General features: G+C 65.2%; 13 protein-coding genes. 5 read left to right on the forward strand and 8 right to left on the reverse strand.

Translation table 11 applies throughout. The features are described from left to right. Window positions 1-81: 81 nt before the first annotated feature. The 6 genes from AC6H42_RS06680 to AC6H42_RS06705 form a co-directional block, all read right to left on the reverse strand. Window positions 82-1,626, reverse strand: a complete 1,545-nt coding sequence (locus tag AC6H42_RS06680; RefSeq protein WP_057154837.1) for an alpha-N-arabinofuranosidase — start codon at window positions 1,624-1,626, stop codon at window positions 82-84. A gap of 19 nt (window positions 1,627-1,645) precedes the next feature. Beyond that, window positions 1,646-3,604 (reverse strand): glycoside hydrolase family 97 protein, encoded by a 1,959-nt coding sequence (locus AC6H42_RS06685; RefSeq protein ID WP_057154836.1) that lies wholly within the window; start codon window positions 3,602-3,604, stop codon window positions 1,646-1,648. A 64-nt stretch (window positions 3,605-3,668) separates the two neighbouring features. After that, complete coding sequence (locus tag AC6H42_RS06690; RefSeq protein WP_057154835.1) at window positions 3,669-4,436, reverse strand: SDR family NAD(P)-dependent oxidoreductase; 768 nt, start codon at window positions 4,434-4,436, stop codon at window positions 3,669-3,671. A gap of 73 nt (window positions 4,437-4,509) precedes the next feature. Continuing rightward, window positions 4,510-6,081, reverse strand: a complete 1,572-nt coding sequence (locus AC6H42_RS06695) for an aldehyde dehydrogenase (NADP(+)) (protein ID WP_497547675.1) — start codon at window positions 6,079-6,081, stop codon at window positions 4,510-4,512. After that, on the reverse strand, window positions 6,078-7,070 hold the full coding sequence (araD1, locus tag AC6H42_RS06700; protein WP_057154833.1) for an AraD1 family protein: 993 nt from the start codon (window positions 7,068-7,070) through the stop codon (window positions 6,078-6,080). Before araD1 ends, AC6H42_RS06695 begins: the two co-directional genes overlap by 4 nt. A gap of 17 nt (window positions 7,071-7,087) precedes the next feature. Continuing rightward, window positions 7,088-8,830, reverse strand: coding sequence for an IlvD/Edd family dehydratase (locus AC6H42_RS06705; protein WP_497547676.1), 1,743 nt, complete (start codon window positions 8,828-8,830; stop codon window positions 7,088-7,090). Between the two features lie 174 nt (window positions 8,831-9,004). On the opposite strand from AC6H42_RS06705, the gene AC6H42_RS06710 reads away from it, so the two are divergent. From AC6H42_RS06710 to AC6H42_RS06725, 4 genes are read left to right on the forward strand one after another with little or no spacing between them, the layout of a single operon-like run. Further along, window positions 9,005-9,469, forward strand: coding sequence for a YbaK/EbsC family protein (locus AC6H42_RS06710; protein WP_057154831.1), 465 nt, complete (start codon window positions 9,005-9,007; stop codon window positions 9,467-9,469). Further along, entirely contained in the window at window positions 9,454-10,191 is a 738-nt protein-coding gene (locus tag AC6H42_RS06715) for a CPBP family intramembrane glutamic endopeptidase (RefSeq protein ID WP_057154830.1), read from the forward strand. The genes AC6H42_RS06710 and AC6H42_RS06715 overlap by 16 nt, the downstream gene beginning before the upstream one ends. A gap of 20 nt (window positions 10,192-10,211) precedes the next feature. Beyond that, complete coding sequence (locus AC6H42_RS06720; RefSeq protein WP_057154829.1) at window positions 10,212-10,457, forward strand: hypothetical protein; 246 nt, start codon at window positions 10,212-10,214, stop codon at window positions 10,455-10,457. Between the two features lie 15 nt (window positions 10,458-10,472). Continuing rightward, on the forward strand, window positions 10,473-11,378 hold the full coding sequence (locus AC6H42_RS06725) for a prolipoprotein diacylglyceryl transferase (protein ID WP_497547677.1): 906 nt from the start codon (window positions 10,473-10,475) through the stop codon (window positions 11,376-11,378). On the opposite strand, the gene udk is transcribed toward AC6H42_RS06725, so the two are convergent. Continuing rightward, window positions 11,353-11,994, reverse strand: coding sequence for a uridine kinase (udk, locus tag AC6H42_RS06730; RefSeq protein ID WP_057154827.1), 642 nt, complete (start codon window positions 11,992-11,994; stop codon window positions 11,353-11,355). The two genes, AC6H42_RS06725 and udk, sit on opposite strands and share 26 nt — an antisense overlap. A 105-nt stretch (window positions 11,995-12,099) precedes the next feature. Continuing rightward, entirely contained in the window at window positions 12,100-12,495 is a 396-nt protein-coding gene (locus tag AC6H42_RS06735; protein ID WP_057154826.1) for an OsmC family protein, read from the reverse strand. Window positions 12,496-12,576: 81 nt separating this feature from the next. Between AC6H42_RS06735 and AC6H42_RS06740 the strand changes: the two genes are divergently transcribed. Further along, entirely contained in the window at window positions 12,577-13,362 is a 786-nt protein-coding gene (locus AC6H42_RS06740; protein ID WP_497547678.1) for a DUF695 domain-containing protein, read from the forward strand. Window positions 13,363-13,458: the final 96 nt, after the last annotated feature.

Here is a 13,458-nt window from a genome sequence, read left to right on the forward strand (position 1 = left end):
CATATTTCATCGTCATTCCCATCTGGTTCCAGTGCCGGCACGGCGCGGAACCAAAAGGTCCGCGCCGTGCCGGCACATAGCTTACTCTACTGCGACAACCACGACCGCCTTGGCCGGCAGCTTGACCTGCAGCTTGCCGTTGCTGGCCTTCGCTTCGAACGGCACCGGCTTCACCGACTGCGGCTTGGCGAAGGTGTTGTGCGCGTCCATCGCGTCGGCGGTCAGCAGCTGTCCGCGCGCCACGCCTGCCTGGGCGCCGGCGACATTCACCGACACTTCCGCAGCCTCTTTGGGATTGGTGTTGACCAGCGCCAGGTAGACCTTGCCGTCCTTGCCGCGTGCGGCCGAAGCACTCACCTGCGGCACGCTCACATTGCCCACGCTGTACTGGCCGTTGCCGGACATGGAGATCGGCAGCGAGGTCGCGTCCTGGAATGGCACGTACATGCGGTAGGCATGGTAGGTCGGCGTCAGCAGCATCTTGTCCTTGTCGGTCAGGATCATGGCCTGCAGCACGTTTACCATCTGCGCGATGTTCGTCATCTTCACGCGCTCGGCGTAGTTGTGGAAGATGTTGAAGTTCAGCGCCGCCACCACCGCGTCGCGCAGGGAATTCTGCTGGTACAGGAAGCCGGTGTTGGTACCCTTCTCCACGTCATACCAGGTGCCCCATTCGTCGACGTAGAAGCCGACCTTCTTGGACGGATCGTTCTTGTCCAGGACTGCCACGTTGTTCTTGATCAGCTCATCCATGCGCATGGTGTTCTTCATGGTCGAGATCCACTGGTCTTCGCCGAAGCCGGTGGCCGCGCCCTTCACTTCCCACTTGCCGGTCGGGATGGTGTAGTAGTGGAAGCTGATCGCGTCCATCTTGTGCTTCACGTTGGCCGACAGCACCTCGGTCCACTTCGTGTCATTGTCGTTGCCGCCGCTGGCAATGAACTTCGGCATATGGCCATGCGGCGCCTTCAGGAATTCGGCGGCGGTCTTGTACAGGTTGGTGTAGTGCTCAGGCGTCATCTGGCCGCCGCAGCCCCAGGCCTCGTTGCCGACAGCGAAGTAGTCCACCTTGAACGGCTTGTCGCGGCCATTCTTGCGGCGCAGTTCAGCCAGCGTGGACTTGGACGGCGACGTCATGTACTCCAGCCACTCCGCCATTTCCTGGTTGCTGCCGGTGCCCAGGTTGCCGTTCACATAGGTCTCGGCGCCCAGCAGTTCGGCCAGGTCGAAGAACTCATGCGTGCCAACCGCGTTGTTTTCCTCGACGCCGCCCCACATGGTGTTGACCTTGACCGGACGCTTGCTGCGCGGGCCGATGCCTTCGCGCCAGTGGTACTCGTCGGCGAAGCAGCCGCCCGGCCAGCGCACCAGCGGCACTTTCAGGTCTTTCAGCGCGCCCAGCACGTCGTTGCGCCAGCCCTTGGTGTTCGGCTGCTTGGAGTTCGGGCCGACCCACATGCCTTCGTAGATGCCGGTGCCCAGGTGCTCGGCGAACTGGCCGTAGACGTTCTTGTTGATCACCGGGCCAGGCTTGGCCGCGTCGATGGTGATGCTCACTTCGCCGGCGGCAAAGGCTGCGCCGCTCGCCAGGCTCATGGCCAGAATGGTTTTCTTGATGATGCTCATACCGTCTCCTGTTATGGTTTTACTTAAATACTGCGACAAAGCCGCCACGCGGCTTGATCGTGATCTTGCTTGCCTTGCCCGCCGCCATGGCGGACTGGGTAAATTCGCGTTCTCCCGCGCCGTCGGTCATCAGCGCGCCGGAGCGCTTGCCGATGAAGGACAGATCCAGTTCCAGCGTCTTGTCGTTCGCTTCCGAATTGATGCCCGCCACGTACCACGCGTTGCCAGCCTTGCGCGCGATGACCACGAACTTGCCCGGGAAGCCGGCCACGAATTTCGAATCGTCCCAGCTGCGCGGCAGGTCCTGCAGGAAGGCCTTCACGTAAGGCGGCACGGTGGCCATGCCTTCCGGGACTTCCGCAAAGTGCTGGATACCCGACAGCAGCAGCACCGATTCGGCCAGCTCGAAGCCGTTGCGGGTGGCGCGCTTGATGTTGGGGATGTCACCGAACACCATGGGCGTGAAGTCCATCGGATCGAACAGGTTGCGCGTGAACGGCAGCATGGACATGTGCTGCACCACCGCGTCCTGGTCGCGCTGCTCGAAGGTGGTGAACTCCAGGCCCTTGATGGCTTCGGCCGTCATCAGGTTGGGATAGGTGCGCGACCAGCCGCGCGGCAAGGTCGAACCGTGGAAGTTCACCAGCAGGCCGTAGTCCGCCGCGTCCTTCAGGATATCGATGTAGTAAGCGATCATGGACTTGCCGTCGCCGGCGAAGAAGTCCACCTTGATGCCCTTGACGCCCATGGCTTGCAGGCGCGCGAACTCGCTGCGGCGCGCTTCGCGCGTCAACAGCTTGCTCTTGGGCGAATACTCGGTACCGTTCCAGGCGCCGGACGAGTTGTACCACACCAGCACGCCCACGTTTTTGGCGGCGGCATACGCGGCCAGCTCCTGCACCTTCTCGTAGCCGATCTTGCGGTCCCAGTCGGCGTCGATCAGCGTGTAGTCCCAGCGCATGTCGGCCGCGTAGTCGATGAACTTCTTCTGCACCTCGTAGACCGTGTGGTCGTCCTTCAGCAGTGCCCAGCTCCACGAAGCGTGGCCGGGCTGGCCCAGCGACGGTGCGGTGGACGCGCGCGGCGCGGCGGGTGCGGCCAGGTCGGTGCCCAGCGTGGAGTTGACCAGCGCAGGCAGCGTGCCTACCGCCAGCACGCGCCACGGCGTGGTCAGCGTGCCGTTCGTTTCAGCCAGCAGCGCGCCGCCGGTAAACACTTCCGGCTCGGCCGGGCCACCGATGCGGTACACGCCGTCCGGCGACTCGGCCTGCAGGCGCGAGGCGTGGAAGCTGCCGTCCATGTTCGCTTCGGTCAGGGCCACCCAGGTCTCGCCCTTGCCTTCACCGGTCTTGAACAGCGCCGGGAACACCCAGCCGGCCTTCATGGGCGACGGCGTACCGACCGGGATGCCCATCTGGTAGTGCTCTTCATAGGAAGGATTGGTGTTCTTCCAGCCCGTCTGCGCCACCGACATGGGCTGCAGCCAGCCTTGCGCGGACTTGGCGAACGCGAAGCTGGTGCTCTCGCTGACGAACTTCTTGGCCGGCAGCGATGGCTCGGAAACGATGTAGCGGAAGGCCACGCCGTCGTTGGAGACGCGGAAAGCCACTTCCATGGTCTGCTTTTGCGCATTGCGCAGTGTATAGACCTGTTCATTGGCGGCGTAGCTGACGGAACGGCGCTTGCCGACGGCCATCTGGTACTTGTCCGAAACCGGCTTGGCGGCGGTCAGGCCGGCCAGCACCAGGCCCTGCGTAAAGTCGGCGCCCTCGAGCTTCAGGCCCAGTGCGGACGGCAGCAGCACCGGATTGCCGTCGCGCGAAATGGCGTACGTTACGCCGCCTTGCCGTACGTTGACGCTGACAGCCAGGTGGCCGTCGGGGCTTTTCAGGGCTGCGTTGGCTGCCGGCGCGGCAGCCGCAGCGGCAACGACGGCGCTGAATAGCGCCGTGCCATAACTCAATTGCGAATTCTTCATGTTTAGCTGCACCCGTCGCCAGACGGGCACCCTCAATGTGAACTGCACAAACGGCGGGAGGCGCTTATACCCAGCCGGCGTCGACGATGAATTCCTGCGAGGTGCACATGGCGCTGTCGTCCGCTGCCAGGAACAGGATCATGGAGGCGATATGGCCAGGCATGAGCTTGGCGGGCAGGCATTGCATGCGCTGGATTTCGGCTTCGGCCGCATCGTCCACCCACAGGTCGATCTGGCGCTGGGTCATGACCCAGCCGGGGGTGACGGTGTTGACGCGGATGCCGTGCGGGCCGAGGTCGCGCGCCAGGCTGCGCGTCAGGCCGATGACGGCCGCCTTGGTGGTGGCGTAGACCGGGTAGCCTGCGCCCTTGGCGTGCCAGGAAATGGAGCTGACGTTGATGATGGAGCCGCCGCCCTTGCGTTTCATGCCGGCCAGTACCGACTGGGCGGTGAAGAACATGGGGCGCTGGTTGATGGCGATGCGCTCGTTCCAGTAGTCCAGCGTGACGTTTTCGGCGTCGTGACGCTGGTCGTTGGCGGCGTTGTTGACCAGTACGTCGAAGTCGCCCAGTTTATCGGCCAGGGCGGCGATGGTCGCTTGCAGCGCGGGGATGTCGGTGATATCGCAGTGGCGGAATGCCGGCGCCGGGTGGCCCGAGGCGGCGATACGTTCGACCAGCGCTTCGCTGGCGTCCTTGGCGATGTCGACGAAGCCGACCAGTGCGCCCTGCTCGGCGAAGGCCGTCACCAGCGCTTCGCCGATGCCGGTGCCGCCGCCGGTGATGAATACGCGCTTGCCGCGCAGGCTGCCGAATTTGGCAAGTTCTGTCATGGTGTCTCCAGCTTATTATGTTGTTCGTGCTGCCGGCGGGTCAGTGCCTTGCACCGGACCCGCCCGGTACTGCCTACGCCTTGCCCAGCGCGCCGTCGCGGCGGCGCCAGATGGCCAGCGGGTTGTCTTCGCGCAGCTCTTCCGGCAGCAGCGCCTGCGCCAGGTTCTGGTAGCACACCGGACGCAGGAAACGGTTGATTGCGCCCGTGCCTACCGAGGTACTGCGGCCGTCGGCGGTGGCCGGGAACGGGCCGCCGTGCACCATGGCGGTCGACACTTCCACGCCGGTCGGGAAGCCGTTGGCCAGGATGCGGCCGACCTTGCGCTCCAGCACCGGCAGCAGCGCCTGCGCGTCGGCGTAGTCGCCTTCATCGAGCTGCAGCGTGGCGGTCAGCTGGCCTTCCAGCTTCTCGGTGATGGCGCGCATCTCGGCCACGTCCTTGCATGCCACCAGCAGCGAGGCCGGGCCGAAGACTTCTTCGTGCAGCGCGTGCTCGCCGAGGAAGGAGGCGGCGCTGGTCTTGAAGAACGCCGGAGCGCCCTTGCCTTCCAGCTGCTCGCCCTTGGCCAGCGTGGTCACGCAGCCCTGGGCAGCCAGGTTGGCCACGCCGCGCTGGTAGCTGCCGGCGATGCCGGCGGTGAGCATGGTGGCCGGCGCGGTCGGCTGCAGCGCCACCGTGGCGGCTTGCGCAAAGCGGTCCAGGTCCGGGCCGTCGATGCCCAGCACCAGGCCGGGATTGGTGCAGAACTGGCCCACGCCCATCACCAGCGAGGCGGCGAAGCCTTGCGCGATGCTGTCGCCGCGCGCGGCCAGCGCCTGCGGCAGCAGGTACACCGGGTTGATGCTGCTCATTTCGGCATACACGGGAATCGGCTGCGGACGCGCCGCCGCAACCGCCATCAGCGCGGTGCCGCCGGAGCGCGAGCCGGTGAAGCCGACCGCCTGGATGGCGGGATGCGCCACCAGCGTCTGGCCGATGCCGTTGCCGGTGCCGGTCAGCAGCGCGAACACGCCGGCCGGCAGCCCGCACTGTTCCACCGCCTTGACGACGGCGCGCGCCACCAGTTCGGACGTGCCGGGATGGGCCGAGTGGGCTTTCAGCACCACCGGGCAGCCCGCCGCCAGCGCCGAGGCGGTGTCGCCGCCGGCCACGGAGAACGCGAGCGGGAAATTGCTGGCCGCGAAAACGGCCACCGGACCCACCGGGATCAGGCGCATGCGCAGGTCCGGGCGTGGCGGCGTGCGCTCCGGCAACGCCGTGTCGATGCGGGCGTCGCGCCAGGAGCCTTCACGCAGCAAGTCGGCGAACAGCTTGAGCTGATTCACGGTGCGGCCACGTTCACCTTCCAGGCGGGCGCGCGGCAGGCCGCTTTCGGCCATGGCGCGTTCGATCAGCGTATCGCCCAGCGCCATGATCTGCGCGCCGATGGCTTCCAGGAAGCTGGCGCGTGCCTCGTCGCTGGTGGCGCGGAAGGTGTCGAAGGCAGCGCCGGCCAGGCTGCAAGCCTGGTCGATCTGCGCCACGTCCACCATGTGGAAGTCCGGTTCCATGGCGGCCGCGTCGGCAGGGTTCATGGCCTTGAATGAGCCGCCGTTGCCTTTGACGGCGACGCCGCCGATGAGTGCTTCACCAGTAATGATCATAAGGCGTTGACTTTCGTGTAGCTGGTTTCGGCAACTTCCAGGCGGTTGCGCAGCGCAGGACCGAAGGCAGGCGCTTCGATCTCGAAGGTCTCGCCCGGCTGCACGCTGATGTTGTCCGCAACGCTCAGGGTGGCGGTGCCGAAGAAGTGGATGTGGACGTCGCCGGCGCGCTTGAACAGGCCGTATTTGAAGTGGTGGTACTCCAGGTTGGCGATGGTGTGCGACATGTTCTCTTCGCCGCTGAAGAAGGCTTTCTCCCAGCGCACTTTGCCTTCCTTGTCCAGGATACGCGAGGTGCCGGTGACGCTTTGCGGCAGTTCGCCCACCAGCAGCGCCGGGCCCAGGCCGCAGGCGCGCAGCTTGGAATGGGCCAGGTAGAGGTAGTTCTGGCGCTCGGTCACGTGGTCCGAGAATTCGTTGCCGATGGCGTAGCCCAGGCGGTATGGCTGGCCGTCGTCGCCGATGATGTACAGGCCGGCGATTTCAGGCTCTTCGCCGCCGTCCAGCGCGAAGTCGGGCATGACCAGGGACTGGCCGGTGGCGGCCACGATGGAGCCGTCGCCCTTGTAGAACCACTCGGGCTGCACGCCGGCGGTGCCGGCGGCAGGCTTGCCGCCTTCCACGCCCATGCGGAACATCTTCATGGAGTCGCTCAGCGCTTCGACGTCGCCGCCGATTTTCTTGTGCATGGAGTCGCGGGTGTCGGCGCTGCCCAGGTGGGTCAGGCCGGTGCCGGTGACGTAGGCGTGGGCTGCGTCGGCGTGGTCCAGCGGCGCCAGCAGGCGGCCGGCTGCGGCCACGTCGCCGTAGTTGTGGGTTTGCGGGCCGGCGTCGGCTTGCGCCAGCTCGGCCAGGCTTTTCTTCTGGGCGATGGCGGCCTGCGCCAGGGCGTAGGTGGTGGTGAAGCTTTCCAGTTCGCGGATGGTGGACTGCTCCAGCAGGCCAACGCGGCGTTCACCGTTCTCTTTTTTAAATTGTACGAGCAGCATGGGTATCTCCGTTTTATTTAGTGCGAATGCTTGGGCACGGCCGAACCGCGGCTGCCCACCAGGAAGTCGAAGTCGCAGCCTTCGTCCGCTTGCAGCACGTGGTCGATGTACAGCTGCTGGTAGCCCGACTTGGCGCCTTCCACCCTCTGTTCGGCGCGCGCGGCCTGGCGCTGTGCCATCTCCTCGTCCGAGATTTCCAGGTTCAGCAGGCCGCCGGCGCAATCCAGCGTGATGAAGTCGCCATCGCGCACGATGCCCAGCGGGCCGCCGGCCATCGCTTCCGGCGCCACGTGCAGCACCACGGTGCCGTAGGCGGTGCCGCTCATGCGGGCGTCCGAGATGCGCACCATGTCTTTCACGCCGGCCGCCAGCAGCTTGGGCGGCAGGCCCATATTGCCCACTTCCGCCATGCCGGGGTAGCCTTTCGGGCCGCAGTTTTTCATCACCAGCACGGAGTTCGCGTCACACTCCAGGTCCGGGTCCATGATGCGTTCTTTATAGTGTTCGAAGTTCTCGAACACCACCGCCTTGCCGCGATGCTGCATCAGCGCCGGTGTGGCGGCCGACGGCTTGAGCACGGCGCCGCGCGGCGCCAGGTTGCCGCGCAGGATGCAGATGCCGCCATCCTTCAGCAGCGGCTTGTCCAGCGGACGGATCACTTCGTCGTCGTAGATCGGCGCGTCGTTGTTGTTTTCCCACAGCGTCTTGCCGTTGGCGGTCAGCGCGTCCTTGTGCGGCAGCATGCCGCCTTCGCCCATGCGGCGGATCACGCCCGGCAGGCCGCCGGCGTAGTAGAACTCTTCCATCAGGAAGCGGCCGGACGGCAGCAGGTCCACCACCGTGGGCTGGCCACGGCCGATGCGGGTCCAGTCTTCCAGCTCCAGCGCCACGCCCATGCGGCCGGCAATGGCTTTCAGGTGGATCACGGCGTTGGTGGAACCGCCGATGGCGGCGTTGACGCGGATGGCGTTCTCGAACGCCTCCTTGGTCAGGATCTTGGACAGGCGCAGGTCTTCCCACACCATGTCGACGATGCGCATGCCGGACATATGGGCCAGCACGTAGCGGCGCGCGTCCACTGCGGGGATGGCGGCGTTGTGCGGCAAGGTGGTGCCCAGCGCCTCGGCCATGCAGGCCATGGTCGAGGCGGTGCCCATGGTGTTGCAGGTACCGGCCGAGCGCGAGTGGCCCGCTTCGGCGGCCAGGAATTTGTGCATCGAGATTTCGCCGGCTTTCACCTGCTCGTGCAGCTGCCATACGGCGGTGCCGGAGCCGATGCTCTTGCCGTCCAGCTTACCGTTCAGCATGGGGCCGCCGGATACCACGATGGTCGGCACGTCCACCGACGCGGCGCCCATCAGCAGGGCCGGGGTAGTCTTGTCGCAACCGACCAGCAGCACCACCGCATCCATCGGGTTGCCGCGGATCGATTCTTCCACGTCCATCGACGCCAGGTTACGGGTCAGCATGGCGGTTGGGCGCAGGTTCGATTCGCCGTTCGAGAACACCGGGAATTCCACCGGGAAGCCGCCCGCCTCGAGGATGCCGCGCTTGACATGCTCGGCCAGCTTGCGGAAATGGGCGTTGCAAGGAGTGAGTTCGGACCAGGTGTTGCAGATGCCGATGATGGGCTTGCCCTGGAATTCGTGGTCTGGAATGCCCTGGTTTTTCATCCAGCTGCGGTACATGAAACCGTTCTTGTCCTGCGTACCGAACCATTGGGCCGAGCGCAATTCCACTTTTTTCTTCGTCTCCGACATGCAAATCTCCTGTAATTTTTCGCACTGCAATGGTGGAATATTAAAGAAGGTATCGATGCCTATCCAATGAATTAAAAATCGATATCGATACTGAAATTGATATCGATTCAAAAAGTTGCCTTGCGCTTATAATCTATACAACTCTAACACCGGTTTTTACGCCCCTTCCACTCTATGAGCCTGCAATCCGTCCGCGAATTCTTTGCCGCCAGACAGCTGGATCTTCCCATTATCGAGCTGGCGGTGAGCACCGCCACGGTGGCATTGGCCGCCGAGGCGCACGGCGTGGAGCCGGGCCGTATCGCCAAGACCCTGTCGTTCCGCCTGGGCGACGGCCGCGCCATCCTGCTGGTGGCCAGCGGCGACGCCCGCATCGACAACCGCAAGTTCAAGGACGCCTTCGGCAAGGGCCGCATGATGGACGCCGACGACGTGGTGCGCATGACCGGCCACCCGGTGGGCGGCGTGTGCCCCTTCGGCCTGGCCGAGCCGCTGCCAGTCTATCTCGACTCGTCGCTGCGCAAGTACGCCGAAGTCCTGCCGGCTGCCGGCGCTGTCCACAGCGCGGTGCGCATCAGCCCCGAGCAGATTGCCGCCGTGACCGACGGCCAGTGGGTGGATGTGTGCCAGGCGGCATAAACGACGCCGTGGCCAAGCCGCTGTCGGAAACGCAGCGGACCTGGAACGAGATCAAGCACGAGATCGGGCTGTTCGCCGCCTTCGTGCGCAAACCGCGCCGCACGCTGCGCGGCGAGAAAAAATGGCTGAGCCGCTTCCTGCTGCTGTGGGGAATGTGCCTGGCCGTGGCCATCCTGCAAATTCCGCTGGAAATCGGCTTCGAACAGTTCGCGCCTTCCATCAAGTACACCCTCAACACGGACACCAGGTTCATGCTGATGGCCGTGTTCATCGCGCCGCTGCTCGAGGAGCTCGCCTTCCGGGCCGGGCTGCGCAACGCGCGCTACACGCTGTTCATCGGGCCGGCGCTGTTCCTGGTCATCCGCGCCGGCTCCGCCCCGCTCGCGCTGGCGGTGGCCGCAGGCTTCGCCGTGGTAGCGCTGCTGGACTGGCTGTACCGCCGCCACCTGGCCGGCCCCGGCCTGATCATGCGGCGCGGCCGCGCCTTCCTGCGGCGCTACCCGCTGGTGGTCTGGACCTATGCCGCCGCGTTCGCCGTCATCCACATCGGCAATTTCGAGTATTCGCAACAAGCCGCCTTCCTGATGCCGCTGGTGCTGCTGCCGCAACTGTTCTGCGGGCTGGTGTTCAGCTACCTGCGCATCCGCCACGGCCTGCTCTACAGCATGTTGCTGCACGCGGCCTACAACGCCAGCCTGTGCTCCGTATTGCTGTTAGGATGATGGCCGTTTAAAGGAATCCGATGCTCATACTAAAAGTCATCTTCGTGATCTTCGTCGTCGCGGTCGGCATCCCCTGCCAGATCATCGATTACCGCCACCGGAAGATGAACGCCTACCAGCCCGGCAGCGGGTGGTCCTACTATTCGCGCCTGAAACGCGAAGGCAAATGGGAGGGCAAGTTCATGATGAACAGCGCCTATATGGCCCTGGCCCTGGTGCTATCCATGGCCGGACTGCTGGCCGCGCACTTCTACCACCACGCCTGATCCAGGGAACGTCCCATGTCCTATCCCTACCTGAGCGACGCCGTCCAGGCGCTGACCGGCCTCACCCTGCCCTTGCCGCTGCCGATGTTCGGCCTGTTCGTGGCCATCGCCATGCTGGCCGGCTCCCATGCGCTGACGCTGGAGCTCAAGCGCCTGCATGCAGCAGGCCGGCTGTCCACCGCATCCGGCGTGGCGCCGCACGAGATCGTGCCCAACCTCACGCTGGTCGTCATGGCGGCGGGGATTGCTGGTGCGCGCCTGTTCCACATCCTGGAGAACCTGGATGAATTCCAGGCCGCGCCGCAGGCGATGATATTCTCCACCTCCGGCCTGAGCATCTTCGGCGGGCTGATACTGGGTACCCTGGCCGGGCTGCTGTTCGTGCGCCGCCACAAGCTGCCGCTGCTGCCCACGCTGGACGCGGCGGCCCCGGCCATGATGCTGGGCTACGCCCTCGGCCGCATCGGCTGCCAGGTGTCGGGCGACGGCGACTGGGGCGGCGCCGCCAAGCTGGCGCTGAAGCCGGACTGGCTGCCGCTGTGGGCCTGGGCGCAAACCTACGACAACAATGTGGTCGGCGCCGTGATCGCCGCGCCGGGCGTCTACCCGACGCCGATGTACGAGGCGCTGATGGCCTTGCTCTGCTTCGGGGTGCTGTGGGCGCTGCGGCGGCATGGCCGCGCGGCGGGCTGGCTGTTCTCGGTCTATATGCTGCTGGCTGGCGCCGAGCGCCTGCTGATCGAACAAATCCGCATCAATCCCGTGCTCGACTTTGGCGGCATCCATGCCACCCAGGCCGAGATCATCGCCACGTTGCTGATCCTGGCCGGCGCCGCCGGCGCGGTCCTGCTGGCAAGAAAGCGCGGGCGCGGCGGCAGGGCTTCAGGCAATAAAATCAGGGCCGCTTCAGCTGACCGATAACGCTCGCCACCTTGGTGGTGATCACATCGACCGCCGGCCCATTTGCGCCATGCGGAATAATGACGTCGGCGTGGCGCTTGGTCGGCTCGATGAATTGCTTGTGCATCGGGCGCACCGTTTCCAGGTACTGGCCGACGACGCTGTCCACCGAGCGGCCGCGTTCCGTAATGTCGCGTTGCATGCGGCGGATGAAACGCACGTCGGAGGCGGTATCGACGAAGATCTTCAGCGACATCATCTTGCGCAGGTCCGCATCATACAGGGCAAACAGGCCTTCGATCACGATGACCGGGGCCGGCCTGACCGGGATGGTGCGGTTGGAACGGTTGTCGAGCGTGAAATCGTATTCCGGCATCTCGATCGCTTCGCCATTGCGCAAGGCCTGGACGTGCTGTACCAGCAAAGGCCAGTCAAAAGCCTGCGGATGGTCGTAATTCTGCTGGCGGCGGACTTCGGGGGTGAGATGGGACTGGTCGCAGTAGTAGTCGTCCTGCATCACGACCGAGACCATATCGGCGCCGAACGACGCCAGCACTTGCTGGGACACCGTTGACTTGCCGCTGCCGCTGCCGCCGGCGACGCCAATAACAAACGGCTGGAAAGAAATCTTGTTCATGCCGAATGATACCGGAACGGCGGCCGAACCGGTAGGGAGCGGCTGGTTCCGAATGGCCCATGCCGGAGGCCCGCAGCGCACGCCGGACGCGTGCCGCCGGCCGTATCACAGCCGCGTGACCTGCACGCCGGCGCGGATGGTGTTGTGGACTTCGGCCACCGCGTCGGTTTCGCGCAGCAGCCTGGCGACGTCCTCTGCGGACGCGGCAGAGCGGATGGCGGCCGTGTAGCGGATATCGCTGGCGGCCAGCCCGACGCCGGCGAACTCGGCGCTGGCCTGCACGTGTGCACCATCGATGGGGATGCCCAGGCGTTGCGCCTCCCGGTACAGGTCGTTGCAGTAGCAAGTGGCCAGCGCCAGCATCAGCAATTCGCCGCCGTTCACGGCTGAGCCATGGCCGGAGGGTTTGGCCGGCACAGCCAGCGCCTGCACCTTGCCGTCCGTCTCGACCGATACCGCATGGCCGGCCGCCGAGCTGTCCACCGCTGCAGAGATACGCATGTGCCTTCTCCCATAATAATTTCGCAACGCTTGATCGTATTGCGCCAGAATTGGCTTCCCATTAACGTTCCAGGAAGCAACATGACGCATCTGCCGACTGACTGGCCTGACGACGTGGACGGCGACATGTTTCGCCGCATGCGGGAAAGTGGATTCGACTTCAGCGAGGCAGTGGAGATCGAGTTCATCGTGGACTTCGACAGCTGGCCGCCGCCCGAATCGTTGCTGCGCGCGCTGCACAGCCTGTACCCGCGCATCCAGCTGCACAATCCCGATGAGGACGGCGACGGCTACGTGATATTCCTGGTGCACGGCCTGCTTACCTACGAGCTGGCGATGTCGGTGCAGAGCACCGTTTCCGAACTGGCCGCGCCGTTCGGCGGCGTATGCGATTCCTGGGGTGCGATGCAGCCGCCGTCCCGGACCGGTTCATGGACGCCGTCCGCGGACGGCAAGTGGCTGGGCGCCAGTTTTACCTACGAAGGCTTCCCGCTGGCGCTGCGCGTACGGCCCGCTGCGGACTCCGACCGGAACCGTGCCCGCTTTCCGCAACTGGTGCGCATCACGCACCAGCTGGCCAGCGTCAGCGACAACGGCCTGCCCGAGACCGGCTACAACCGGTCGCTGGCCGGCTTCGACCAGGACGCCCTCGATCTGTTCGAGCAGCGCGACGAAGGCCTGATTGTGCTGATTGAAACCTTTGCCGGCAAGCGGACCTACTACGGTTTCGCGCTGGCTTCGGCGCCGGCCGAGCGCCGCCTGCAGGAATTGAAGCAGCGCTATCCCGAGCATGACATATCGGTGCAAGCGTCTGCGGACCCGGAGTGGCAATTCCTGTCCCGTTACAAGGAAGACTTCCCCTGGTAGAAAAAAACCGGCATGGCAGGCCGCCGCGCGCCGGTGGTTTGCCGGCATGCTGCTGGCGGCGCAGCACTACGAAACGCGCTGAGCCGGTGCTGGCCC

Source organism: Massilia sp. NBRC 108631, from assembly GCF_059704565.1.